Origin of the sequence: Roseomonas mucosa ATCC BAA-692 (assembly GCF_000622225.1) — a bacterium.
GTDB classification, from domain to species: Bacteria; Pseudomonadota; Alphaproteobacteria; order Acetobacterales; family Acetobacteraceae; genus Roseomonas; species Roseomonas mucosa.
On the sequence record NZ_JHWD01000013.1, the window covers coordinates 98,592 to 122,041 of the forward strand.

Annotated in this window: 26 protein-coding genes; 17 read left to right on the forward strand and 9 right to left on the reverse strand. The window is 72.4% G+C overall.

Going from position 1 to position 23,450, the window contains the following annotated elements; genetic code table 11:
* Positions 1-21 precede the first annotated feature (21 nt).
* From BT98_RS0114325 to BT98_RS0114340, 4 genes are read left to right on the forward strand one after another with little or no spacing between them, the layout of a single operon-like run.
* Positions 22-471, forward strand: coding sequence for a chemotaxis protein CheW (locus BT98_RS0114325; protein ID WP_237719369.1), 450 nt, complete (start codon positions 22-24; stop codon positions 469-471).
* 11 nt (positions 472-482) lie between these two features.
* Positions 483-866, forward strand: coding sequence for a response regulator (locus BT98_RS0114330; protein WP_019461196.1), 384 nt, complete (start codon positions 483-485; stop codon positions 864-866).
* Complete coding sequence (cheB, locus tag BT98_RS24460; RefSeq protein WP_237719368.1) at positions 863-1,948, forward strand: chemotaxis-specific protein-glutamate methyltransferase CheB; 1,086 nt, start codon at positions 863-865, stop codon at positions 1,946-1,948. Before BT98_RS0114330 ends, cheB begins: the two co-directional genes overlap by 4 nt.
* Positions 1,945-2,775 carry a CheR family methyltransferase gene (locus BT98_RS0114340; RefSeq protein ID WP_027297255.1) on the forward strand — a complete coding sequence of 277 codons (831 nt, stop codon included), beginning with the start codon at positions 1,945-1,947 and terminating at the stop codon, positions 2,773-2,775. The genes cheB and BT98_RS0114340 overlap by 4 nt, the downstream gene beginning before the upstream one ends.
* Before the next feature lie 50 nt (positions 2,776-2,825).
* Here BT98_RS0114340 and ctrA read toward each other — a convergent pair whose 3' ends face one another.
* Positions 2,826-3,566: a response regulator transcription factor CtrA gene (gene ctrA / locus BT98_RS24465; RefSeq protein WP_037250923.1), complete on the reverse strand. Its 741-nt coding sequence runs from the start codon at positions 3,564-3,566 to the stop codon at positions 2,826-2,828.
* Between the two features lie 110 nt (positions 3,567-3,676).
* Here ctrA and BT98_RS24470 point away from each other — a divergent pair, with 110 nt between their 5' ends.
* Positions 3,677-5,026: a FliI/YscN family ATPase gene (locus BT98_RS24470; protein ID WP_051004837.1), complete on the forward strand. Its 1,350-nt coding sequence runs from the start codon at positions 3,677-3,679 to the stop codon at positions 5,024-5,026.
* Positions 5,023-5,436 (forward strand): hypothetical protein, encoded by a 414-nt coding sequence (locus BT98_RS26200; RefSeq protein ID WP_019461191.1) that lies wholly within the window; start codon positions 5,023-5,025, stop codon positions 5,434-5,436. Before BT98_RS24470 ends, BT98_RS26200 begins: the two co-directional genes overlap by 4 nt.
* Before the next feature lie 32 nt (positions 5,437-5,468).
* On the opposite strand, the gene BT98_RS0114360 is transcribed toward BT98_RS26200, so the two are convergent.
* Complete coding sequence (locus BT98_RS0114360) at positions 5,469-6,059, reverse strand: histidine phosphotransferase family protein (RefSeq protein WP_019461190.1); 591 nt, start codon at positions 6,057-6,059, stop codon at positions 5,469-5,471.
* Positions 6,060-6,196: 137 nt separating this feature from the next.
* On the opposite strand from BT98_RS0114360, the gene BT98_RS0114365 reads away from it, so the two are divergent.
* The 4 genes from BT98_RS0114365 to BT98_RS0114380 all read left to right on the forward strand — a co-directional run bounded on the left by BT98_RS0114365 (position 6,197) and on the right by BT98_RS0114380 (position 9,406).
* Positions 6,197-6,382 carry a DUF3553 domain-containing protein gene (locus BT98_RS0114365; protein WP_019461189.1) on the forward strand — a complete coding sequence of 62 codons (186 nt, stop codon included), beginning with the start codon at positions 6,197-6,199 and terminating at the stop codon, positions 6,380-6,382.
* A gap of 196 nt (positions 6,383-6,578) precedes the next feature.
* Positions 6,579-7,571 (forward strand): GTP 3',8-cyclase MoaA, encoded by a 993-nt coding sequence (moaA, locus tag BT98_RS0114370; protein WP_026033200.1) that lies wholly within the window; start codon positions 6,579-6,581, stop codon positions 7,569-7,571.
* Positions 7,572-7,573: 2 nt separating this feature from the next.
* Positions 7,574-7,951, forward strand: coding sequence for a hypothetical protein (locus tag BT98_RS24475; protein WP_051004836.1), 378 nt, complete (start codon positions 7,574-7,576; stop codon positions 7,949-7,951).
* A gap of 45 nt (positions 7,952-7,996) precedes the next feature.
* Complete coding sequence (locus BT98_RS0114380) at positions 7,997-9,406, forward strand: replication-associated recombination protein A (protein ID WP_027297256.1); 1,410 nt, start codon at positions 7,997-7,999, stop codon at positions 9,404-9,406.
* A gap of 28 nt (positions 9,407-9,434) precedes the next feature.
* Here the strand turns inward: BT98_RS0114380 and BT98_RS0114385 are convergent, their stop codons facing one another.
* Complete coding sequence (locus tag BT98_RS0114385; RefSeq protein WP_019461185.1) at positions 9,435-10,061, reverse strand: flavin reductase family protein; 627 nt, start codon at positions 10,059-10,061, stop codon at positions 9,435-9,437.
* Between the two features lie 205 nt (positions 10,062-10,266).
* Here BT98_RS0114385 and BT98_RS0114390 point away from each other — a divergent pair, with 205 nt between their 5' ends.
* The 4 genes from BT98_RS0114390 (at position 10,267) to BT98_RS0114405 (ending at position 15,146) form a co-directional block, all read left to right on the forward strand.
* Positions 10,267-11,238, forward strand: a complete 972-nt coding sequence (locus BT98_RS0114390) for an RluA family pseudouridine synthase (protein WP_019461184.1) — start codon at positions 10,267-10,269, stop codon at positions 11,236-11,238.
* The gene (locus BT98_RS0114395) at positions 11,238-13,922 is read left to right on the forward strand and encodes an AsmA family protein (protein WP_019461183.1); all 2,685 of its coding nucleotides are present in this window, start codon (positions 11,238-11,240) and stop codon (positions 13,920-13,922) included. The genes BT98_RS0114390 and BT98_RS0114395 overlap by 1 nt, the downstream gene beginning before the upstream one ends.
* Positions 13,923-14,151: 229 nt before the next feature.
* Positions 14,152-14,871, forward strand: a complete 720-nt coding sequence (locus tag BT98_RS0114400) for an ATP12 family chaperone protein (protein WP_019461182.1) — start codon at positions 14,152-14,154, stop codon at positions 14,869-14,871.
* Positions 14,871-15,146 (forward strand): acylphosphatase, encoded by a 276-nt coding sequence (locus BT98_RS0114405; protein ID WP_019461181.1) that lies wholly within the window; start codon positions 14,871-14,873, stop codon positions 15,144-15,146. Before BT98_RS0114400 ends, BT98_RS0114405 begins: the two co-directional genes overlap by 1 nt.
* Positions 15,147-15,153: 7 nt before the next feature.
* Here BT98_RS0114405 and BT98_RS0114410 read toward each other — a convergent pair whose 3' ends face one another.
* Together BT98_RS0114410 and BT98_RS0114415 are read right to left on the reverse strand one after the other, a co-directional pair.
* A complete protein-coding gene (locus tag BT98_RS0114410) occupies positions 15,154-15,624 on the reverse strand; it encodes an OsmC family protein (protein WP_026033199.1) in 471 nt (156 codons plus the stop codon).
* 67 nt (positions 15,625-15,691) lie between these two features.
* Positions 15,692-16,054 (reverse strand): nuclear transport factor 2 family protein, encoded by a 363-nt coding sequence (locus BT98_RS0114415; RefSeq protein WP_026033198.1) that lies wholly within the window; start codon positions 16,052-16,054, stop codon positions 15,692-15,694.
* A 398-nt stretch (positions 16,055-16,452) separates the two neighbouring features.
* Between BT98_RS0114415 and BT98_RS24480 the strand changes: the two genes are divergently transcribed.
* Both BT98_RS24480 and BT98_RS0114425 read left to right on the forward strand, forming a co-directional pair.
* Positions 16,453-17,865 (forward strand): DEAD/DEAH box helicase, encoded by a 1,413-nt coding sequence (locus tag BT98_RS24480; protein ID WP_019461178.1) that lies wholly within the window; start codon positions 16,453-16,455, stop codon positions 17,863-17,865.
* A 168-nt stretch (positions 17,866-18,033) separates the two neighbouring features.
* Positions 18,034-19,143, forward strand: a complete 1,110-nt coding sequence (locus BT98_RS0114425; RefSeq protein WP_019461177.1) for an alpha-hydroxy acid oxidase — start codon at positions 18,034-18,036, stop codon at positions 19,141-19,143.
* 7 nt (positions 19,144-19,150) lie between these two features.
* Here BT98_RS0114425 and pip read toward each other — a convergent pair whose 3' ends face one another.
* Together pip and BT98_RS0114435 are read right to left on the reverse strand one after the other, a co-directional pair.
* Positions 19,151-20,122: a prolyl aminopeptidase gene (gene pip / locus BT98_RS0114430; protein ID WP_026033197.1), complete on the reverse strand. Its 972-nt coding sequence runs from the start codon at positions 20,120-20,122 to the stop codon at positions 19,151-19,153.
* Positions 20,123-20,179: 57 nt separating this feature from the next.
* Entirely contained in the window at positions 20,180-21,298 is a 1,119-nt protein-coding gene (locus BT98_RS0114435) for a Gfo/Idh/MocA family protein (protein ID WP_019461175.1), read from the reverse strand.
* Positions 21,299-21,433: 135 nt separating this feature from the next.
* On the opposite strand from BT98_RS0114435, the gene BT98_RS0114440 reads away from it, so the two are divergent.
* Positions 21,434-22,249, forward strand: a complete 816-nt coding sequence (locus BT98_RS0114440; protein ID WP_019461174.1) for an NADPH-dependent oxidoreductase — start codon at positions 21,434-21,436, stop codon at positions 22,247-22,249.
* A gap of 32 nt (positions 22,250-22,281) precedes the next feature.
* On the opposite strand, the gene BT98_RS24485 is transcribed toward BT98_RS0114440, so the two are convergent.
* A complete protein-coding gene (locus tag BT98_RS24485) occupies positions 22,282-23,106 on the reverse strand; it encodes an ABC transporter ATP-binding protein (protein ID WP_239371359.1) in 825 nt (274 codons plus the stop codon).
* A gap of 29 nt (positions 23,107-23,135) precedes the next feature.
* Positions 23,136-23,450 (reverse strand): transposase (locus BT98_RS0114450; protein WP_027297258.1); only part of this gene is annotated, 315 nt, incomplete at its 5' end.

Consider the following 23,450-nt stretch of genomic DNA (forward strand, 5'->3'; position numbering starts at 1 on the left):
CGGGACATGCCATCCCGGGACATGCCATCCCGGGACATGGAGGTCTTCCTGACGCTGACCGTGGGCGGGCAGCTCTGCTGCGTGCCGGTCCAGCGCGTGCGGGATGTGCTGCTGCCGCAGGCCACGACCCCGATCCCGCTGGCGCCGCCCGAGATCGCCGGCAGCCTGAACCTGCGCGGCCGCATCGTCACGGCGATGGACCTGCGGCGGCGGCTGCGCCTGCCGGCACGCCCCGCCGGGGCGCCCTGTCCCATGGCTGTCGTCGTGGAACAAGGCAGCGAGCTCTACGCGCTGCTGGTGGACGGCGTCGGCGATGTCGTGCCGCTGACCATCGGCGAGGCGGCGCCCAACCCGCCGACGCTGGAGCCGGTCTGGCGGGAAACCTCGCGGGGCGTCTTCCGCGGCATGGCGGGCGAGGAGGGGCAGCTCCTGATCCTGCTGGACGTCGATCGCCTTCTCGCGATCGGATGAGGAGGCGGGACATGCCCGATTGTCTGGTGGTGGATGACAGCCGCGTGGTGCGCCGTGTCGCCCGGGGGATGCTGGAGCGTCTCGGCTTCATGGTGCGTGAGGCGGCGGACGGGGCGGAGGCCCTGCGCGCCTGCCGGGCGGGGCGGCCCGACCTGATCCTGCTCGACCGCAACATGCCGGTGATGGACGGCCTCGAATGCCTGCATGCGCTGCGGCGGGACTTCGGCGAGGCCTGCCCGCCGGTGATGTTCTGCACCACGGAGGCCGCCCTGCCCCGGATCATGGAGGCGCTGGAGGCCGGGGCGCGGGAATACATCATGAAGCCCTTTGACGAGGCGATCCTGGCGGACAAGCTGGCGGTGATGGGCTTCGCCCCTGGCGGCGGAGCGGCATGACCCCTGCGCCCGTGCGGGTCATGCTGTGCGACGACAGCCTGACCGTCCGCGCCGCCTTCGGCCGCATCCTGGAGGCGGACCCTGGCCTGCGCATCGTCGCCCGGGCGGGCGACGGGCGCGCCGCTCTCGCCGCCTTCGCCGCCCTGCCTGTCGCCGAGCGGCCGGAAGTGGTGCTGCTCGACCTGGAGATGCCCGTGATGGACGGGATGACCGCCCTGCCCCATCTCCTGCGCTGCGAGCCGCGGCCAAGCGTCATCGTCGCCTCCTCGCTGACGCAGCGCGGCGCCGCGATGGCCATGGCGGCGCTGCGGGCCGGCGCCGTGGACTACATGCCCAAGCCCGTGGCCGCCGCCGGCGGCGTCGCCGGCCAAGCCTTCGGCACGGAGCTGGTGGAGAAGGTCAAGGGCTGGGCCCGCATGCGCCGGAGCACGCCCCGGCCAGCCGCCGTCCCGCCCCCGCCGCAACGCGGGCGGCAGGAAGCGCAGGTGCTGGCGATCGGCAGTTCCACCGGCGGGCCGCAGGCGCTGGCGGCGCTGCTGCGCGGCCTGGGCGCCGCACCGCCGGTGCCCGTCCTGGCCGTGCAGCACATGCCGGCGGGCTTCCCCTCCATGCTGGCGGACCACCTGTCCCGCCTGGGGGTCCTGCCCGTGCGGGAGGCCAGGGATGGCGAGTTGCTGCATCCGGGACGGCTCTATCTCGCGCCCGGTGACCGCCACATGCTGGCGGTGCGCGACGGCCGGGCGCTGGTTTCCCGGCTGAGCGACGCGCCGCCCGAGAATTTCTGCCGTCCGGCGGTGGACCCGATGCTGCGCAGCCTGGTCGCCGCCTTCGGGGGGGGCGTCCTGGCGGTGATCCTGACCGGCATGGGCTCGGATGGCCTGGCCGGCAGCCGCGCGGTGGCGGCGGCGGGCGGCACCGTGCTGGCGCAGGACGAGGCCTCATCGGTGGTCTGGGGCATGCCCGGCGCCGTGGCCCGGGCCGGCCTCGCGGAAGCGGTGCTGCCGCCGGAAGGACTGGCGGAGCGGCTGCGGCAGCAACGCTGGGCCTTTGCGCGGCGCGGCGCGGCAGGGGTGGAAGCATGACCGCCACGGCATTGTCGGCCATCGCCACGCTGGTGCAGGCGCGTTCCGGCATCGTGCTGGGCGAGGACAAGGGCTACATGCTGGAAACCCGGCTGGCTCCCCTGCTCCGCCGCCACGGTCTGCGCGACCTGCAGCTCCTGGCCAGCCGCCTGCAGGGCCCCGGTGCCCAGGGGCTGGCGCGCGAGGTCACCGAGGCGCTGACCACCAACGAGTCCTCCTTCTTTCGCGACGGCAAGCCTTTCGATCATCTGCGCCGCATCCTGCCCGAACTGGCGGCCGCCCGCCCGCCCGGACAGGCGCTGCGCATCTGGTCCGCCGCCTGCTCCACGGGGCAGGAAGCCTATTCGATCGCCATGATCCTGGACGAGCTGCGGGGCCAGCTGGGCGGCCGGGATTGCGAGATTCTCGGCACCGACCTGAGCCGCGAGGTGGTGGCCCGCGCGCAGGAAGGCAGCTTCAGCCAGTTCGAGGTGCAGCGCGGCCTGCCAATCCAGCTGCTGGTGAAGCATTTCCGACAGGAAGGCACGCGCTGGCGCGCCTCGCCTGAGTTGCGCGCCCGCGTGCGCTTCGCGGAAGGCAACCTGCTGGAGGATCTGCGCAGACTGGGCCGCTTCGACGTGATCTTCTGCCGGAACGTGCTGATCTATTTCGACACGCCGACCAAGCGCCGGGTGCTGGAGGCGCTGGCCGGGCGCATGGCGCCGGATGGCCTGCTCTACCTGGGCGGAGCCGAGACGGTGCTCGGCGTGACCGACGGCCTGGTGCCCCTGCCCGGCGAACGCGGACCGCACCGGCTGCGCGGCGCCGCTACCGTGCCGTCACGGTAGGGCGGCGCCATCACGCGACAACCAAAGCCCCCTGGCCTGATCCGCCTCTCTCAGGCGGCGACGAGGGGGATCTTAGGGCTTTCCTCGGCTTTCAGCGTCTTCGCAGTCCGGGTGTTTCCCACAGGGTCCCGCAGCACATAGCCACGGCCCCAGACCGTGCCGATCAGGTCGGAACAGCCCGCCTGGGCCAGCTTCTTGCGCAGCTTGCAGATGAAGACGTCGATGATCTTCACCTCCGGTTCATCCATGCCGCCATAGAGGTGGTTGAGGAAGGCTTCCTTCGTCAGCACCGCGCCCTTGCGCAGCGTCAGGAGTTCCAGCGTTGCATACTCCTTGCTGGTCAGGTGGACCGGCCTTCCGCTCACCGTCACCTCGCGGGAGGCGAGGTCGAGCGTCATGTCGCCCACCGTCAGGCTGGGCTGCGCGAAACCCTTGGCGCGGCGCACGATGGCCTGGATGCGGGCGATCAGTTCCTGCTGGTCGAAGGGCTTCACGATGAAGTCGTCGGCCCCCATGCCGAAACCCTTCACCTTCGCCTGTGGCCGCGAGAGGCCCGAAAGGATCAGCACCGGGGTCTCGATGCGCGCCGCCCGCAGCCGGCGCACGACCTCGTAGCCCTCCATGTCCGGCAGCATCAGGTCCTGGATGACGATGTCGTAGTCGTAGAGGCGGGCCAACTCCAGCGCCTCCTCGCCCGTATCGGCCGTGTCCACGATCATCGAGGCCGACTTCAGCATCAGGGAGATGCCGCGGGCGGTCGTGAGATCATCTTCAACCAGAAGAACTCGCATCTTTTTTGCTCCACACCTTATGCGTGCATTTGGCCTCATAATTCGGAAACTGAAAAGGGTCATTTTAGAGATTGGGCGAATGAAGACATGAGACGGAAATCTTAAAAGACATGGACCCTCAGCTTCCCCTGGTTTCCCGCCTCCAGGCCCTATCAATAATTATTAGCCAAAAACATATAGTTAAAAGGTACGGCATGATAGAATCGGTACTCGGCCAGGGTGTGACACTATCCGGCTTCCATCCCCCTCTTGTCCTGGGCTCCCAACTACGAATGGCCTCAGATCATGGAAATAATCTCAGATTAGAGGCGATTGGCATAAATTGTGGATGCGTCCAGGCGGCACTGGACTGCAGACCGGATGGCGTGGCTGTCGGAGACACGGTGTGGCTCGATGGGGAGGCCGGAATCGCCCCGTCGGCCGGCTGGCTAGGGCGAGTTGTCGATGCCTATGGGCGCCCCATGGACGGCGGAACGACTCCGCCGCCGGGGCCTCGGCGCAGCCGACTCCATGCCGCACCACCCCCGGCCGGGCTGCGCGCACGCCTGGGGGACAGGATCGACCTGGGCGTGCGGGCGCTCGATCTTTTCGCCACCTGCCGGCGCGGGCAGCGCCTGGGCCTCTTCGCGGCCTCGGGCGTCGGCAAATCGACGCTGATGTCGATGCTGGCCCGTGGCGCTGACTGTGACGTGGCGGTGATCTGCCTGGTGGGGGAGCGAGGGCGCGAACTTCGGGAGTTCCTGGAGGACGATCTCGGGCCGCAAGGGCGGGCGCGCAGCGTGGTGGTCTGCGCCACCTCCGACGCCTCGCCGCTGGAACGCCGTGACGCGGCCCTGGCGGCAATGAGCATCGCCGAGCACTTCCGCGACGAGGGGCAGCGCGTGCTGCTGCTGATGGACAGCGTCACCCGCTTCGCCATGGCGCTGCGGGAGATCGGGCTGGCGGCCGGGGAGCCGCCCACCACGAAGGGCTATCCTCCCTCCGTCTTCGCGGAACTGCCGCGCCTGCTCGAACGCGCCGGCATGGCGGCGGAAGGCGCGGGCGGCGGCAGCATCACGGGGCTCTTCACCGTGCTGGTGGAGGGCGACGACCATGACGAGCCGGTGGCCGATGCCGTGCGCGGCATCCTCGATGGCCATGTCGTGCTGGACCGCGCCATCGGAGAGGCGGGGCGCTATCCGGCGGTGGACGTGCTGCGCTCGCTGTCGCGCACCTCGCCGGGCTGCCTGCGGCCCGAGGAACGCCCCCTGCTGGCGCGGGCGAGGAAGATCCTGTCACTGCACCGGGACATGGCGGATCTGGTGCGGCTGGGAGCCTATCGCGCCGGCAGCGACCCGGCGGTGGACGAGGCCATCCGCCTGGCACCCAGGATCGAGGCCGTGCTCGCCCAGGGGCGGGAGGAACGCGGGACGGTGGAGGACGCCTTCCACCGCCTGGCGGACGCCATGGAGGACGCATGAGCCGGCCGGGCGCGCGCGATCCCCTGGTCGTGCTGCGGCGGCTGCGGGCGACCGAGGTAGAGCAGGCGAAGCGCGCCTTCGGCGACCGCCTGTCGCGGCTCGCGGCGGCGGAGCAATCCGGCCAGGCGGCGGAGGAGGCGCTGCGGCGCGAGGCGGCGCTGGCCGCCGAGCCGCGCGACCATGCGGCCTGGCTTCCCCTCGGTTTGCGGCAGCGGGGCGAGGCCGCGCAAGCCGTGCGGCGGGCGGAGGCCGCGGCGGAGCAGGCGCGCGTGGCCCTGGCCGCGGCCAGGGCCACGGAACGGGCGGTGGAACGGCTGCAGGAACGGCGGGAGGCCGAGGCCGGGCAGTGCGCCGCGAAATCGGAACGGCAGGCGCTCGACGCAGCGGGGCTGCGCGGCAGGAGGGGCTGAGGCGGCCCTACCGGCGATCCCCGCTCCCGTGCTCAGAGCGGCAGCAGGCTCAGCCCATCGATCCCGTCGGTCCCGGACGGCACCATGTCCAGCCGGCAATCCGCCGTTTCCGCCAGCGAGACCAGCAGCGGCGCGAGCACCTCGCGCGGGCCGCTGACCGTCTCTCCCGCCAGGGCCAGGGCCAAGCCGGGCGGCCAATGGGCGTTCCGCCCTTCCGGCACCACCAGCAGGGCGCCGGTACCGCCGGAAAGATGCACCACGCCGCCGCGCGGCAGGGCCTCGCCGCCCAGCATGGCGGCCGCCAGGGCCGCGCGGGCCATGGTGGCGGGGAGCTCGCCATCCTCCATGCCGGACAGGTCGGCGGAAACGCGGCTGCCGCCGAAGCCGCCGGCCAGCAGCGCAGCGAGGCCCTCGCGGTCCAGCGGGCCGGTGCCGGCGCCGGCCAGGGCGCGCCAGAGCTGCAGCCGGCCTTCCAGCACCTCGGCGCTTTCGCGAGCCACCAGCGCGGCCTCGTCCACCGGCCCGATCAGGTCGAGTGCACCGGACACGCTGCCCAGGGGCCCGCCCAGGTCGTGGCAAAGGCGGGCGCAGAGATCCTGGGTCAGGGATAGGTCGAATCGCATTCCGGTATCGGTTCCGTGGGAAAGCATGCTCTCTGGCGGATCAGGGGTTGCCGCAAGATGAACGCATGCCCTTCCTTGCGCCTCCGTGATGGGCCCCGTCATGGACACCCGGCGCTGGCCGGTGCCATTCTGCCGGCATGTCCGCCGGAAACAGCGACCTGATCGAGCCTGGAATGCGCGTGCGCCATCCGTCGCGCCCGGACTGGGGCATCGGACAGGTGCAGTCCGTGACCGGGGAGCGCGTGACGGTCAATTTCGAACATGCCGGCAAACTGCTGATCAACACGGTGCACGTGACGCTGGAGATCGTGCCGGACCGCTGAGGCCGGCGCCGGGCTGTGCCGTGCCGTGCCGACAGGGCCTTGCGGCGGCGCCCGTGTCCCGCCACATCGGAAGGCCACCGCCGTCGTTTCGCCGGGCCCATCCACAGACGCCAAGGCCATCGTGACCGACCTGCCCCTCCCCTTTTCCGCCGGCACCGCCTTCACCGGCCCTTTCCCTGCCACGACACCCGCTCCGATGGAGGACCCCTTCGGGCGCCGCATCAGCTACCTACGCGTGTCGGTCACGGATCGTTGCGACCTGCGTTGCGTCTATTGCATGGCGGAGGACATGACCTTCCTGCCGAAGGCGGAGGTTCTCGGCCTGGAGGAGCTGGACCGGCTCTGCGGCGCCTTCATCGACCTGGGCGTGGAGCGCATCCGGCTGACCGGCGGGGAGCCGCTGGTCCGGCGCAACGTGATCTCCCTGTTCCGCTCGCTGGGCGCGCGACTGGATGGCGGAGGGTTGCGGGAGCTGACGGTCACCACCAATGGCACGCAGCTCACGAAGCTGGCGGGCGACCTCTACGGCGCCGGGGTGCGGCGGGTGAACGTCTCGCTCGACACGCTGGACCCGGGCACCTTCCGCGCGGTCACGCGCTGGGGAAAGCTGGACCAGACGCTGGAAGGCATTTTCGCCGCCAAGGCCGCCGGCCTGGCCGTGAAGATCAATGCCGTGGCGCTGAAGGACGTGAACGAGCCCGAGTTCGACCGCATGATCGAATGGTGCGGTGAACACGGCTTCGACCTCACCCTGATCGAGACCATGCCGCTGGGCGAGATCAGCGGCGACCGCACGGACCAGTACCTGCCGCTCTCGCTGGTGCGGTCGCGGCTGCGTCGAAACTGGACGCTGGAGGAAAGCGACCACCGCACCGGCGGCCCGGCGCGCTATTACCGTGTGGCGGAGACCGGCGGCCGCCTCGGCTTCATCACGCCGATGACCCACAATTTCTGCGAGAGCTGCAACAGGGTCCGCCTCACCTGCACGGGCACGCTCTACATGTGCCTGGGACAGGAGGATGCCGCGGACCTACGCCGCCCGCTGCGCGACCCGGCGCTCGGGGAAGCCGGTCTGCAGGCGGCGATCCGCGACGCCATCGCCCGCAAGCCGAAGGGACATGACTTCGTGATTGACCGGAGGCAGGCTCGTCCTGCACTGCATCGTCACATGTCCGTCACCGGGGGCTGAGCGTGCCGTCCGAACTGATCAATTCCCTTGCGATCCCGGGGCTGCCTGAATGGTCGGGCCTCGTGGTGGCGTTGCTGCTGCTGCTGGCGGCGATCGCCTTCCTGCTGATGCCCTTCAGCGTCTTCGGCGTGAAGGGCCGGCTGGAATCCCTGGAGGCGCAGCTCGACGAGATCCAGGACGACATCCGCGCCCTGGCCATGCGCCTGCCGGAACTCCCCTCCTCGCGCCGCCTGACGCCCGAGGAAGGCTGGGAAAGCCCGCCCTCGATGCGGGCCACCGCGCAGCGCGACATCCGGCCCGTCCGTACCACGCCGCCCGTGCCGCCGCCGCCGGAGGTGCCGGGCAGCCGCGGCTACCGCCAGGAGCCGCGGCTGCGCTGAGAGGGGCGGTCCCCAGCGGACCGGCGATGCGTTAGGTTGCGTCGCATGCCGCCCAAGCGTGCCCCCGAGGCCCCCCATGCCGCGCCGGACCTGTTCGGCCAGCCACACGAGACCAGCGGCGAAGCCCCCGCATCCGGACCGGGCGCCACACGCTCCGGCGGCGCCCCGGTTGCGACCCCTTTGGCCGACCGCCTGCGCCCGCGCCGCCTCGCGGAGGTGGTCGGGCAGGACCACCTGCTCGGCCCGCAGGGCAGCCTGCGCCGGATGCTCGACCGCGGCGCCCTGGCCTCGCTGATCCTTTGGGGGCCACCCGGGGTGGGCAAGACCACCATCGCGCGCCTGCTGGCGGAGGAAGCGGGGCTCCGCTTCGCGCCGCTCTCGGCGGTCTTCTCCGGCGTCGCCGACCTCAAGCGCGCCTTCGACGAGGCGCGCGCCCGGCGCCAGAACGGCCAGGGCACGCTGCTCTTCGTGGACGAGATCCACCGCTTCAACCGGGCGCAGCAGGACGGCTTCCTGCCGGTGGTGGAGAACGGCACGGTGGTGCTGGTCGGCGCCACCACCGAGAACCCCTCCTTCGCGCTGAACGGCGCCCTGCTCTCGCGCTGCCAGGTGCTGGTGCTGCGGCGGCTGGACGACGCGGCGCTGGACCTGCTGCTGGACCGCGCGGCGGCGGAGGCCGGGCGCCCCCTGCCGCTGGACGAGGCGGCGCGGTCCGCGCTGCGCGCCATGGCCGATGGCGACGGGCGCTACCTGCTGAACATGGCGGAACAGCTTCTCGCCCTGCCCGAAGGCACGGCGCCGCTGGATGCGCGGGGGCTATCGGAACTGCTGGCCCGGCGCGCCGCGCTCTACGACAAGGACCGGGAGGAGCATTTCAACCTCATCTCGGCCCTGCACAAGTCGCTGCGGGGGTCCGACCCGGATGCCGCGCTCTACTGGTTCGCCCGCATGGTCCGGGGCGGGGAGGACCCGCGCTACATCGCCCGCCGCCTGCTGCGCTTCGCCTCGGAGGATATCGGCGCCGCCGATCCCGCCTCGCTGCACCTCGCTTTGGCGGCCTGGCAGGCCTATGAGCGGCTCGGCTCGCCGGAGGGGGAGCTGGCCCTGGCGCAGCTCGTGCTGCATCTGGGCGCGGCACCCAAGTCCAACGCCGCCTATGTCGCCTGGAAGGAAGCCCAGTCCGCCGCGGCGGAGACGGGCAGCCTGATGCCGCCCGCGCATATCCTGAACGCGCCGACCAGGCTGATGAAGCAGCTCGGCTACGGTCAGGGCTATGCCTACGACCACGACCAGGAGGATGCCTTCTCCGGCCAGGACTACTTCCCCGAGGGGATGGCGCGGCGCCGCTTCTACCGCCCCACCGACCGGGGCGCCGAGGCCCGGATGGCGGCGCGGCTGGAGCAGTGGGAGGAGTTGCGGGCGCAGCGCCGGAACGAAGGGCAGGCCGAGGGTTGACCGCCGGGAGGCACCCGGCGGCCGCCCTTCAACCGGGCCGGCGCATGTCGAAGCGGTTCTCCGGCCCGATCGCGGCATAGGCGCTCGGCCCGCCGGCGCGCAGGATCACCCCGGCGCCGAAGGTGTCGAAGATGCCCTCCTTCAGCAGGCTGCGGCGGATATGCACCGCCACCACCTCCCCCAGCACCAGCCAGGCCTGGGCGGGGTTGCCGCGATAGCCCTTGAGCTGGACGATCTCCGAGACCTTGCATTCGAACTGCACCGGGCTCGCCGCCACGCGCGGCGGCGCGACGAGGCGCGAGGGCGCCTTCTCCAGCCCGGCCAGGGTGAATTCGTCGGTGCCGTAGGGCACCGGGGCGCAGCTCGCATTCATCGCCTCGGCCAGCTCGCGCGTCGCCAGGTTCCAGACGAACTCCCCCGTTTCCCGCGCATTGCGAAGGCTGTCCTTCGCCCCGGTGGAGGAGAAGCCGATGATCGGCGGCGTGTAGTTGAAGGCGTTGAAGAAGCTGTAGGGCGCGAGGTTGACGCTGCCATCCTGGCCCTGGGTGGAGACCCAGCCGATCGGACGTGGCCCGACGATGGCGTTGAAGGGGTCGTGCGGCAGGCCGTGGCCCTTGGCCGGCTCGTAGAAGTGGGTGTCGTCCTGCTGGCTCATGCTGGGCCCTGCTGCTCCGGTGGCGTGGTTGGGCCGAACCTGCCCCGGTTCGGCCCGCATGTCGCCTCCCCCACTCAACGCGCCCGCATGGCCCGGGCGCCCGGCTGCCGGGGATGGGCGCCGGCCTCCTGCCCGCGCCCGTCGCCACGGAACCACGTCGCGGCGGGCTGTGCCCGGCCCCCGGCGATGCTAAACCCGCCCCGTCATGACCGTTTCCACCCGCTCCGTCGCGGCAGACGAGGCCGATCTGCGCCTCGACCGCTGGTTCCGCCGGCACTATCCCGCCCTGACCCAGGGTGCGCTGCAGAAGATGCTGCGCACCGGGCAGATCCGTGTCGACGGCAAGCGGGCCGAGACCGGCACGCGCCTCGCCCCCGGGCAGGAGATCCGCATCCCGCCCATGCCCAGCGCCCCGGCGCCGAAGCCGGTCCGCGAGGTCTCGGAACGCGACGCGGCGATGCTGGAGCGCATGGTGATCTACCGCGACGACAGCGTGATCGCGCTCGACAAGCCGCACGGGCTGGCGGTCCAGGGCGGGCCGGGCATCACCCGCAACCTCGATGCCATGCTGGACGCGCTGCGCTTCGGCGCGGAGGAGCGGCCGCGCCTCGTCCACCGGCTGGACCGCGACACCTCCGGCGTGCTGCTGCTGGCCCGCACCGCCGCCGCCGCCGCGAAGCTGGCCGCCGCCTTCCGGGGGCGCGACGCGGAGAAGACCTACTGGGCCGTGGTCGCCGGCGTGCCCACGCCGCGCGAGGGGCGGATCAACATGCCGCTCGCCAAGCTGGCCGGCGCCCGTGGCGAGCGCACCGCCCCGGCCGAGGATGGCGAGGGCACCCGCGCCGTCACCGACTACCGCACCGTGGACGCGGCGCGCGGCCATGCCGCCTGGCTGGAGATGAACCCGCTCACTGGCCGTACGCACCAGCTCCGCGTCCATGCCGCCTCGGCGCTGAAATGCCCGATCGTGGGCGACGGCAAGTATGGCGGCTCGACGGCGCATCTGGAGGACCTGTCCGGCCAGTTGCACCTGCATGCCCGGGCCATCGCCGTGCCGCACCCCGAGGGCGGGCGGCTGGAGGTGGCGGCGCCGCTGCCGCCGCACATGAACGAGACCTTCGTCTTTCTCGGCTTCGATCGCCCGAAGACCCCTCGCTCCCGCTGGATACGCGGCTAATGGCCACGCCCGAGGCGCCGATGGATGGCGGGCGCCCGCCGGGACCACCCCTGAAACCGCCCGCGGGGCTTCCGCCAGGCCGCGAGCCCACCCCGCCACGCCGCCGCCGGGGCTGGTGGATCGCGGGCGGGGTGGTGCTGGCCCTGCCGCTGCTGGGCTATGCCACCCTGTCTGTGCTGCTGGATGGCGAGTACCTGCGCCGGCGTGTGGAAAGCGCGGTGACCGCCGCCACGGGCCGCCCGTTCACCCTGTCCGGCCCCGTGGGGCTGAAGCTGGCCCTGGTGCCGACCGTGGTGCTGGAAGGCCCGCGCTTCGCCAATGCCCCGGGCGGCTCGCGGCCCGAGATGTTCACCGCCCGCCGCGTGGAGGCGGAGGTGGCGCTGCTGCCGCTGCTGTCGCAGCGGCTGGAGATCCGGCACCTGACGGTGGTGGCGCCGGAACTGCTGCTGGAGACGGATGCCGCGGGGCAGCCCAACTGGCGCTTCCATCCGGCCGCTGCCCCAGCGCAGGCGCCCGATTCCCGGCCCGCCCCGGCACCGGGTGCCGCTTCCACCGGGGGCCGCCCCGTCCAGGGCTATGCGGTGGAGCTGCGCCAGGTGGAGCTGCGCGACGGCAGGGCGGTCTGGCACGACATGCGTTCCGGCCAGACGGAGCAGCTGGCGCTGCCTGCGCTGGCCCTGCACACCGAGGGCGACGGCACGCTCCGCATGATGGGCGATGTCGGCTTCCGGGGTCTCGCCCTGTCGCTGGACGCGCGTGGCGGCAGCCTGTCCGGCCTGCTTTCCGCCCAATCGGGAACCCAGCCGGGGCGGCCCTCCGCCCAGGACTGGCCCATCGACGCCTCCCTGTCCGGCGAGGGGATACAGGCGCAGCTTTCGGGCACCTTCTCCGGAAACGTCTGGTCCGGCCGGCTCAGGGTCTCCGCCGACAACACCGCACGGCTGGCGATGCTGGTGCCGGGACTGGCGCTGCCGCCGGCCGAGGACCTTGCCCTCGATATGGACCTCGCACCTGGGGGTCCGACGTCGATCCGCCTCGCCGCGGGCAAGGTGGACCTGCCCCGCCGCGACAGCGGGCCGGACATCTCGCTGGGCCCCATCACGGTCACCGCACCGGATCTCGGCGCCCGGGTTTCCGCCACCGGCGAGGCCCAGATCGGCGACCTGCCGCTGAGCTGGAGGGCCGACCTGCCGCCGCCGCGGGCGGTGCGGTCGGGCCGGGGCGGCCCCTGGCCGCTGCAGCTCTCGGTGACCGGCGAGGATCTCGCCCTGTCCCTTGGCGGTACGCTGGCGGGACCGGGCCCCGAAGGCGCGGCGATGGACCTTTCCCTGAAGATCCAGGACCTCCGCACCCTCGGGCAGCGGGCGCACCTGCCCCTGCCCGGCTTGCGGAGCCTGGAGGCCAGCACGCATCTGGTGGGCGAGGCGGAGGGCTGGGTCGGGCTGCGGAACCTTTCCCTGCGTTCGGAACAGGCCGAGGCGACGGGCGATCTGCGGCTGCGGCCCGGCAGCGTGCCGGCGGTGGACGGGCGGATCGACGTCGCACGGCTCGATCTCGACGCCATCCCGCCGCCCCTGCCGCCCGCCCCGGCGGCAAAGGCGGATGCGGGCCAGCGGACAGGCCAAGGGGCGGGCCAGGATGCCGGCGGCGCCACGCCCACCGCCCCGGTCGCCCCCGCACCACCCGCCCTGCCCACCGGAAGCCGTAAGGTCATTCCCGACCTGCCGGTGCCGCTGGACCGCCTCGCCGCGCTTGAGGCCGATCTCCGCCTCCGGGTCGGGCTGCTGCGCGCCGGCCGGCTGGACTGGCGCAACGGCGAGGCGGTGCTGGCCCTGCATGGCGGGCGGCTGCTGGCCGATCCGCTGGCCATCGACGGCGCGGGGGGCCGGATCGCTCTGCGCGTGGCGGCGGAGGGCGCGGCCAGCCCGCCCAGCCTGGATGTTTCCGCCCATGCCCCCTCGGTCGACCTCGCGGCGCTGCTTCCCGCCCTGGGCCTGCCCGGTGGCGTCAGCGGCATGCTCGATGCGGAAACCGCGCTGTCTGCCAGGGGAAGGACGCTGCGCGAGATGGCCGCCGGGCTGAACGGCTCGCTCGGCCTCGCCCTGGCCGATGGGCGGGTGGATATCAGCCTGCTGGACGCGGTGGCGGGCGACCTGCGACGCCTGCTGCTTCCCAATGCCCCGCGCAACGGCAGCGAGGCGGTGCGCTGCCTCGCCCTGCGCCTCCAGGCGCGGGACGGCGTGGCCAGCGCCCAGGCGATGCTGCTGGAAACCGACATCGCCAGCGTGCTGGGCTCCGGCTCGGTCGATCTGGGGCAGGAGCGGCTGGACCTGCGGCTGCTGCCCCGCGCCCGCCTCGGCGGCATCGGTCTGGCCATCCCGGTGGTGGTGGACGGTGCCCTGGCGCAGCCGCGCCTGCGTGCCGATCCGCAGGGCGCGGCCAGCGCCGGCGCCGCGATCCTGAAAGAGCTCTCGAACCGCCGGAACGATCCCGGCGGCACGTTGGGCCAGACCTTGAACCAGGCTCTGGGCCAGATCCTCGGCGAAGGCGACAGCGAGGCCGATTGCGCCGCGCAGCTCCGGATCGCCCGGGGCGGGCGCGAGGGGCCGGTGCCGGCCCCGGCCGCGCCGGAGAACCGGCAGGGCGGCGTCGGCGACCTGCTGCGGGGCCTGCTGCGGCGCTGACACGCCGGAGCGGCAGCGCTCCAGCCGCATTTGCCATGGCGACGATCTGGTCTAGATCAGGGGAAGCCTGCTGTTCCCGTCGGGAAACCCTCCGGCCGAAGGTTCGGCGAGGGCCGGGAACGAATTGTCGCGGAGCGTTCCGCCGGGAGAGCGCTTCCGCCAACCGCAGAGGGGAGAGAAGTGCTCCGCCCCCGCCCGGATGGGGTGGAGCCGCTCCGGAGGACCCGCGATGAAGCGATTCTGGGACCGGGCCGACTATGCCGAGGTGCCTGGCGGCTTCGCCATCACGCTCGACGGAAAGCCGCTGCGCCTGCCCGGCGTTGATGGCCGCGCCGCCGGCTTCACCCTGCCCAGCCGCCCGCTGGCCGAGGCCGTGGCCGGGGAGTGGCAGCAGGCGGGCAGCGGGAAGGGCGGCGAGATGAGCCTGGACGAGGTGCCGCTCACCCGCCTCGCCGGCACCGGGCTGGACCGGATCGCACCGGACCCCGGCCCAACGGTGGAAGCCATTGCCCGCTACGCCGAGACCGACCTGCTCTGCTACCGCGCCGAGGATCGCCGCCTCGCCGCACTGGAGGCGGCGGACTGGGACCCCATCCTCGACTGGTGCGCGGCCTGCCATGGCGCCCGCCTGCACCCGACCAGCGGCATCGCCTACCGCCGGCAGGACCCGGAGGCGCTGGAGCGTCTGCATGGCGTGGTGGCGCAGCATTCGCCGCTGGAGCTTTCCGCCCTGGGCCTCGCCGTGCCGGCGCTGGGCAGCCTCGTGCTCGGCCTGGCGCTCTCGGCCGGGGCGCTGGACCCGGTCGCCGCGCACCGGCTCTCCATCCTGGACGAGACCTACCAGGAAGCCCTCTGGGGCGAGGATGCCGAGGCCCTGGCCCGACGCGAGAGGCTGGCGGCCGACGTGGCACTGTCCGCCCGGCTGCTCTTCCTGGCGAGGGCGCACTGATGGCAGCCCGGCTGATCCGCATCCGGGGCCGCGTGCATGGGGTGGGGTTCCGCGACTGGCTGCTGCGCGAGGCGCGCGCGCACGGTCTCGCCGGCTGGGTCCGCAACCGGCAGGACGGGTCCGTGGAGGCGCTCCTGTCCGGCGACGAGGCCGCCGTGCGCGACGTACTGTCCGCCTGCCGCCTGGGCCCGCCCCTGGCGCGGGTGGACGAGCTGGTGGAATCCTTCTCCGAGGCGCCGGACGAACCGGGATTCCGCCGCCTGCCGACGGCCTGAGGCGAGGCTACGCTTCCCGGATCGCCGGCTCGCAGGCTACCGGAAAATTGACCGAGCTGGCGATGAAGCAGCGCGTATGCGCCGCATGGTGCAGGGTGCAGGCGAGTTCCGCGTCGCAGCCGGCGCGGATCGTGACCTGCGGGCGAAGGGTCGCGGCGACGAAGCGGCCGCCCGTGCCCTCCTCCACCATCTCCGCCTCGGCCTCGTCGCGATAGGCCGTCACCACCACCCCGGCCTCGGCGCAGAGATGCAGGTACTGGAGCTTGTGGCAGGCGGAGAGCGAGGCGAGCAGCAGTTCCTCCGGATTCCAGCGGGCGGAGTCGCCGCGGAAGGCCGGGTCGGAAGAGCCCTCGACCGGCGGCTTGCCGGGGGCTTCGATGCGGTGGTCGCGGCCATAGGCGCGGTAATGCGCCGTGCCCTCGCCGCGGTCGCCCGTCCAGACCACCGTGACCCTGTAGCGATGGCTCCGCGCCGTCATGTCCGCCTCGCGCCCTTCCCGCGCCACAGGTAGCGCCGCGCGGCGATTCGCGTCGATCCGGCGCGGATCAGCCGCCCACGGTGAGCGGCGGGGTCTGCTGGTGCTGCACCACGCGCCACTCCTCATGCCCCAGGCGGCGGTAGGTGGAGGTGCAGTGCGCCACGTAGGGCTGCGAGCCCTCGCGCTCCGCCTCGGCCTTGTAGGCCACCACGATCAGCCCTTCTTGCGGGCGCATCACCTGCCGCTCGCTCAGCGTCACCCTGGTCCAGCGCGGCGTGTCCGACACCGCCGCGATAGCCTGCTGCCCGCTCATCACATAGGGCGGTTCCGGCAGGACCATCAGGCACTCGTCGTCGATCGAGTCGCGGTAATGCTTGGCATCGGCGGTCCAGAGGCTCGTCTCGAAATCCCAGACCCGGTTGTCGTCCATCGCGTTCATCCCTTTCCGACACCGCCACAACGCGCGGATGGGGGATTCGGCCGGAATCCGGAACGGCCGCTCGCGGCATCGGCATCGCACGGGCGGGCGGGCGGGCGGGCGCCAGGGATCTGGGGCGGAGCCGGAGCAGCCCCCGCCCCGCGCCGGGCGCAGCGCCGACCCGTGCGTCCACGGCCGCGCTTGCATCCTGCACTGCAACAGTCCATATCCCGCCCACCGGCGATCCGCGCCGGTCATGCTCCCTGACGCGAGCGGGCCGCTTCCATCATGGCCCTGCGGCGGAGCAACCTTCTCCCGGGCCGCCATCCGCGTCGTTCGCGGCCCACTGGAAGACGCTCTTGCCCCAGGGAAGCCATGGGCCGGGCGCTTCACGGACCGATCGAACACTGATGACCGATTTCCTGACCCTCGGCCTCGCGTCGCCCATCCTGCGCGCGCTGGACGAAGAGGGCTACACCACCCCGACCCCGATCCAGGCCCAGGCCATCCCGGCCGCCATGGAAGGGCGGGACGTGCTGGGCATCGCCCAGACCGGCACCGGCAAGACCGCGGCCTTCGCGCTGCCGCTGCTGCACCGCCTGATCATGGACAAGCGCCGTGCCCCGCCGACCGGCTGCCGCGCGCTGATCCTGTCGCCGACGCGGGAACTGGCGGCGCAGATCCATGACAGCATCAAGGCCTATGGCCGCCACCTGGGCCTGCGCAGCGCGCTGATCTTCGGCGGCGTGCCGGAGAACCCGCAGCGCCGCGCGCTGTCGGGCGGCGTGGACATCATCGTCGCCACGCCGGGCCGCCTGCTGGACCATATCGGCACGCGCAACTGCCGCCTGGACTCGCTGGAGGCCTTCATCCTCGACGAGGCCGACCAGATGCTGGACCGGGGCTTCTGGCCCGCGATCCGCCGCATCTCGGGGATGCTGCCGAAGCAGCGCCACACGATGTTCTTCTCGGCCACCATGCCGGAGGCCATTGCCTCGCTCGCCAAGGACCTGCTGCGCGAGCCGGTGAAGGTCGAGGTCACGCCCGTCGCCACCACCGCGGAGCGGGTGAACCAGCGCGCCATCCATGTGAGCCGCGACGGCAAGCGCACGGTGCTGGCCGACATCCTCCGCAAGCCGGAAGTGGGCCGCACCCTGGTCTTCTCCCGCACCAAGCACGGCGCTGACCGCATCGTGAAGCAGTTGGAGCAGGACGGGCTCGCCGCCAACGCGATCCATGGCAACAAGAGCCAGGGCCAGCGTGAGCGCGCGCTCGACGCCTTCAAGCGCGGCACGGCGCCGATCCTGGTCGCGACCGACATCGCCGCGCGCGGCATCGACGTGTCCGGCGTGACGCATGTGATCCAGTACGACCTGCCGGAAGTGCCGGAGACCTATGTCCACCGCATCGGCCGCACCGCGCGCGCCGGCGCCTCGGGCGAGGCCATCGCCCTGGTGTCGCTGGACGACGTGCCGCTGCTGCGCGCGGTCGAGAAGCTGACGCGCCAGGCGGTTCCGGCCGAGGGCGACATCCCGACCGGCCCGGTGCCGCGCGCGCCCGGGCGCCAGCCGAATCGCGGCCGTGGCGGCCAGGGCCGCCCCGGCGGCGCGCCCCGACCGGCGGGTGGGCACGGCGCCGGCGGCCACGGCCGCGGCGATGCCCGCCGCCCGCAGTTCGCGGGTGACCGCAAGCCGTCGGGCGGCCGCCCGCAGGGCGAGGGCCGCGACCGTCGCGCCGATCACGCGCGCCACGAGGGCGAGGCCAAGAACCGTTCCTGGCGGGACAGCGACTTCCGCGACACGGACCGTTCCGGCACGCGCTGAGCGGGGACGGGTCCGGGTATCCGGCCCCACGCCCGGCTAACATGACCGAGCCCGGCCTCCCTTGCGGGGCCGGGCTTTTTCGTGTTCGCGCGACCCCGGCAAGGCTGTCGCCATCCGGCCGGGCGGCTAGGATGGCCGCGCCACGGCCAATCCGCGAAAGGGTCCGCGTTGAGCTTCGCCGTCCCTCCCATCCCACCCGGCATCGTCTGCGCCGCCGACTACGAGGCCGAGGCGCGGCAGCACATGGACGCGGCCGCCTGGGCCTATCTCTCGGGCGGCAGCGCGGACGAGCTGACGCTCCGCTGGAACCGCGAAGCCTTCGACCGGCTCCGGCTGCGCGGACGCGTGCTGGCCGGGATGGACGGCGCCAACACGCGGCTGGATCTCCTCGGCGCTGCGCTGGAGCATCCGGTGCTGGTGGCCCCGATGGCCTTCCACCGGCTGGCGCATCCGGGCGGCGAGGCCGCCACCGCGCTAGGCGCCGCCGCGGTCGGGGCGGGCCTGGTGGTCAGCACGCAGTCCAGCGTGCCGGTCGAGGAGGTCGCCGCGCAATACGCGGCGGGCGGCGGGCGGGCGCCGCTCTGGTTCCAGCTCTATCCGCAGCACGACCGGGGCTTCACCCGCGCTTTGATCCAGCGGGCTGAGGCCGCCGGCTGCACCGCGCTGGTGCTGACCGTGGATGCGCCGGTCAGCATCCGCAACCGCGAGGCCCGGGCCGGCTTCGCCCTGCCGCCAGGGATCGAGGCGGTGCATCTGCGCGGCCTGCCGCCCGCCCCGCCGAACCGGGCCGGCATGGCGGAGAGCGCGGTCTTCCGGGGGATGCTCGACGCCGCGCCGACCTGGCGGGACCTGGAATGGCTGCGTGCCGGCACGCGCCTGCCGATCCTGCTGAAGGGCGTGACCGATCCGGAGGACGCGCTGCGCGCCGCCGGGGAAGGCATGGCCGGGATCGTCCTGAGCAACCATGGCGGCCGGGCGCTGGACACCCTGCCGGCCACCATCGACCTGCTGCCCCCGATGGCGGAGCGGCTGGGCGGGCAACTGCCCATCCTGCTCGATGGCGGCATCCGGCGCGGCACGGATATCGTGAAGGCGCTGGCCCTGGGCGCTAAGGCGGTGCTGGTGGGGCGGCCGGTGCTGCACGCCCTGGCGGTCGGCGGGCCTGTGGGCGTGGCGCATCTGCTGAAGATCCTGCGCACGGAGCTGGAGGCCGCGATGGCGCTGACCGGCTGCCGCAACCTCGCCGCGATCGGGCCGGAGGTGATCTGGCGGGGGTGATTCCGGCTCAGCCCGCCGGGGCGCGGTCCGCCACGCGCCAGATCGCCGCCACCGCCGCCTCGGCCATGCCGGTGTCGCGGCCGTCATGCCCGGCCTCCTCCAGCACCACCAGTTCGCTGCCGGGCCAGGCGCGATGCAGTTCCCAGGCCGTGGCGAGCGGGCTGCCGAGATCGAGCCGCCCATGGATCAGCACGCCTGGGATGCCGGCCAGCCGGTCCATCCGGCGCAGCAGGATGCCCTCCTCCAGCCAAGCGGCGTGGCGCCAGTAGAGCGTGACCAGCCGCGCGAAGCCAAGACGGAAGGCAGGGTCCTGGTAGCGGGGGTGCGGCCTGTGCCCCGGCTGGACGACGACGATGGCCATCTCCCAGTCGCACCAGTCCCGCGCCGCCTTGTCCTGGATCGCCGGGTCGGGATGCATCAGGAGCCGGTGATAGGCGTCCGCCAGACAGCCGCCGCGCTCCGCCTCCGGCACGCCGGCCGCGAAACGCGCCCATTCCCATGGAAAGAAGGCACCGACACCCCGGGTGATCCAGCCGATCTCCCGCCGCGTGGTGGTGGCGACGGCGGAAAGCACGATCCCCGTCACGCGCTTCGGATGTTGCTGGGCATAGGCGAGCGCCAGGGTGGAACCCCAGGAACTGCCGCGCAACAGCCAGCCTCCGATCCCCAGATGCTCCCGCAGGCGCTCGATGTCGGCCAGGAGATGCGCGGTGGTGTTGTTGGCGAGGCCGATCCCCTCGCCGCCAGCATGGGGCGTGCTGCGGCCGCAGTTCCGCTGGTCGAACAGGACGATCCTGTGCCGTGCCGGATCGAAGGCGCGGCGGGCGCTGGGCGAGCAACCGGAACCCGGCCCGCCATGCAGCACCAGCGCCGGCATCCCTGCCGGATTGCCGCAACACTCCCAGTAGAGACGGTGCCCCTCCCCCACGTCGAGATGGCCGGAGGCGTAAGGTTCGATGGGAGGGAACAGGCCGGACATGCCCCTCCCATCACGCGTCCGGCCCGCCGGGGCAAGCCCGGCCCGGACCGGAGGCTTTCAGCCCTCCCCCGGCTCCTTGGCGTCGATCAGTTCCGGCGCCTCGGCCAGCGGGAATTCGCGGCCCTGGCCGGGATCGATCGGGCGGCTGCGCTGGGCCGGAGGCAGGGTCTGCGGCTGGCCGGTTTCCAGCGCCCGCTCGATCGCCTCCAGCACGCGCACGTCAAGCAGCCCCTCCTCGCCGCCGGGCTCCGGATCGCGGCCGTTCAGGATGCAGTCGGAGAAATAATCCGTCTCCCCGGCAAACTGGTCCACCACCGGGAACTCGCGCGTGGCGGTCTCTCCTTCCACGGTGGCGACGTGTTTCGGCGAGACGCCGGGGCCGAAGCCATAGGCGTTCTCGACATAGAGGTCGCCCTTTGTGCCGGTGACGCGGTAGGTTCCGGTGCTGGCGCCGGTGTAGCTGACGGTGAACTGCGCCAGCCGCTCACCCGGAAAACGCAGCGTCACCGACACCGTGTCGTCAAGGTCCATGCCCGAGCCCGGCGTGCGGATGCCCATGGCGGAGACCTCGACGGGTTCCGCGCCGAAGAGGTTGCGCACGGCGTTCAGCGGATAGGGTCCCATATCCGTCACCGGCCCGGCCCAGTAGCCATGTTTCGCGCGGTGGTTGGAGGGGCTGACGGTCTGGCTGAAGTTCGAGACAAAGGAGCGGATCTCGCCGAACTCGCCGGAACGGACACGACGGATCGCCTCCAGCGTCCCGGGCTCGAAATGCAGGCGGTAGGCAATCAGCAGCTTCGCGCCCGAGGCCTTCGCGGCGGTGTTGATCGCCTCGCATTGCGAGGTGCTCACCGCCATCGGCTTTTCCAGCAGAACGTGGATGCCGGCCTCCAGCGCGGGCACGGCGAATTTCTCGTGCTGGTCGTTGGGCAGGGCGAGGTAGATCGCGTCGATCTCATCCGAGGCCAGCAGCCTGTCGTAGTCGTCGTAGTGGTAGCTCTTCAGCCCGTACAGCGCCGCCAGCTTCTCCGCCTTCACGGGATCGCCCGTCACCAGCGCCGTCATCTCGGAATTTCCTGTCTGGCCGACACCGGGCATGAAGGCGGCCTGGGAGATCCAGCCGCCACCCACCACGGCGTAGCGTACCTTGCGGCCCTTCACCTGGCGTGCGGGCATGGCGGTCTCCTTTGCGTCCTGTGCGCTGCGTCAACGCGTGGCCGGGACGGGTGTTGCCTGCCGCGGCCATGTTGCCCCGCGGCAGAAGCCGCCCGAACCTGCCGGACGACACGATCCCATCTGGACCGGATGCCCATGACCGAATCCGCCGCCGCCCTGCGTGCCCGCTATGGCGAGGCCGCCCCCGCCATCACCATCCCCTGGAATCCGGCGCTGGAGCTGCTGCTTTCCCACCGCTCGGTGCGGGCCTACAGGCCCGACCCGCTGCCGGAGGGCACACTGGAGGCGCTGGTCGCGGCGGCGCAGTCGGCGGCCACCTCCTCGAACATGCAGGCCTGGTCGGTGGTCGCCGTCAGCGATCCGGACAGCAAGCGGCGGCTCGCGGCGGTGGCGGGCGGCCAGCGGCATGTCGAGCAATGCCCGCTCTTCCTCGTCTTCCTGGCGGACCTGTCGCGCCATGCCCGGCTGGCGGAGCGGACAGGGCGCCCCCTGGAAGGCCTGCCCTTCCTGGAAACCTTCCTCGTCGCCGCGCTGGATGCCGGGCTGGCGGCGCAGAACGCCGTGGTCGCGGCGGAATCCCTGGGCCTCGGCACGGTCTATATCGGCGCCCTGCGCAACGATCTGGAGGCGGTGGCGGCGGAACTCGGCCTGCCGCCCGGCGCCACGGCGGTTTTCGGCCTTTGCGTCGGTTATCCCGCGCCGGATGGCGGGGCGGTGAAGCCGCGCCTGCCGCAGTCGGCGGTCCTGCATCACGGGCGCTACGACCCGGAGGCGGACATGCGCGCCCTGCCCGGCTACGACGCGGCGCTGGAGGATTTCAGCAGGGGGCAGGAGCGCAGCCCCTATACCTGGACGCAGCGGGCCATGGCGCGCTGGGGCACGCTGCGCGCCATGGCGGGGCGGGACCGGCTGCGGGAGGCGCTGGGCAGGCTGGGCTTCCCGCTGCGCTGAACTCCCCGGTCCCTGGCGGAACGGGGCCGCGCTCAGGCCAGCACGTAATGCCCCTGCGAGACTTCGCGCAGCGCTGCGTCCGGCGCGGCGGGCTTCGGCTCGTAGAAGAGGCGCTGCCGGGCACGCTCCCGGTCCGGATCGGCGATCGGCGCGGCGGAAAGCAGCGCCTTGGTATAGGGGTGCTGCGGATCGCCGAAGACCTGCGCCGTGCTGCCGAGCTCCACGATGCGGCCGCGCAGCATCACCGCGACGCGGTGGCAGAGGTGGCGCACCATGCCCAGGTCATGCGCGATGAAGAGATAGGCCATGCCCATCTCCTCCTGCAGGTCCATGAACAGGTTCACGATCTGCGCCTGGATCGAGACATCGAGCGCGGTGATCGGCTCGTCCGCCACGATCAGCCTGGGGCGCAGGGCGATGGCGCGGGCGATGCCGATGCGCTGCCGCTGGCCGCCGGAGAACTGGTGCGGGAATCGGTCCATGAAGCGCGGATCGAGGCCAACGAGACGGAACAGCTCCGCCACCTTCTCGCGCTGCGCCGCGCGGCCACGCACCGCACCGTGGTTGGTCAGCGGCTCGCCCACGCTGTCGCCCACGCGCATGCGCGGGTTCAGCGAGGCATAGGGGTCCTGGAACACCACCTGAAGGCGCTGGCGCACGCGGCGCAGGCTGTGCTTGCGCAGGCGGCTGATCTCCTCGCCCTCGAAGAAGACGCGCCCGGCCGTCGGTTCCTCCAGCCGCAGCACCAGCCGGCCGGTGGTGCTCTTGCCGGAGCCGGATTCGCCGACCAGGCCCAGCGTCTCGCCCGGCTGGAGGTCGAAGGAGATCCCGTCCACGGCGCGCACCGTATGCGTCACCTTGCCGAAGAGGCCCTTGCTTAGAGCGCCTAACAGAACCGCCTAATCTGGCCGAGGCAGACGAGGGCGCAGGCGAGTGTGGTGAAGGCGAGGTGGATGTCGGCGCGGCGCTCGTAGCGGATGGTCAGGCGTCGGTAGCGGGCGAGCCAGGCGAAGGTACGCTCCACCACCCAGCGGTGTCGTCCGAGGCGGGCGCTGCTCTCGATGCCACGGCGTGCGATGCGCGGGGTGATGCCACGGGCGCGGCACTCCCGGCGGCAGCGACGGTGGTCGTAGGCCTTATCGGCGTGGAGTTTGCCCGGCCTTTGCCGTGGGCGGCCGCGATGGCCGATCCTGATCCGCGG